Source organism: Streptomyces sp. DH12 (assembly GCF_020873895.1).
In the GTDB taxonomy this organism is placed as follows: domain Bacteria; phylum Actinomycetota; class Actinomycetes; order Streptomycetales; family Streptomycetaceae; genus Streptomyces.
Genome location: NZ_JAHWGT010000416.1, coordinates 1 through 629, shown reverse-complemented (window position 1 = coordinate 629; position 629 = coordinate 1). Strand labels below are relative to the sequence as shown.

The window sequence follows — 629 nt, the reverse complement described above, 5'->3', positions numbered from 1 at the left end:
GTCGACAAATCCATCAACCGCTCGAACGCCGCCTGTTGGCGGCCCGCGTACTCCCCGGTGAGCGGCGCGACGGTCATCAGGCCGTCCAGCCGCAGTCCTTCGGCCCCGGCCACCAGGTCGGCCAGCTCCGCGACGCCCGAGGGCGCCACGCCGCCGCGCTCGCCCCGGCCGTCGGCGCCGGCGTCGAACGCCACCTGGACGAGGCAGCCGACCTCACGCCCGGCCCGGACGGCCTCCTTCGAGAGCGCCGACACAAGACGGGCACGGTCGACAGACTGCACGACATCGGCATAACCGACCACCGAACGCACCTTGTTGGTCTGAAGTTGACCGACGAAATGCCACACAAGAGGCAGGTCCGCGCAGGCCGCCGCCTTCGGGGCGGCGTCCTGGTCGCGGTTCTCGGCGACGTGCCGCACGCCGAGTCCGGAGAGGACGCGCACGTCGCTCGCGGGCCAGGTCTTGGTGACCACGATGAGCGTCACCTCGTCGCGTCCGCGACCGGCCGCGTCGCACGCGGCGGCGATCCGCTCCTCCACTCTCGCCAGGTTCGCGGCGAGTTCTTCCTTACGGTCCGTCATGTCCTTGGGTCCAGCCACACATAACTCGCGAGCCGCCCGGTGGTGCGG

Annotated in this window: 1 protein-coding gene; it reads right to left on the bottom strand. The window is 71.2% G+C overall.

Going from position 1 to position 629, the window contains the following annotated elements; all coding sequences use genetic code 11:
* The coding region (locus LPA54_RS34905) for a YggS family pyridoxal phosphate enzyme (RefSeq protein ID WP_228984630.1) at positions 1-581 on the bottom strand (581 nt) is incomplete at its 3' end.
* Between the last annotated feature and the right edge of the window lie 48 nt (positions 582-629).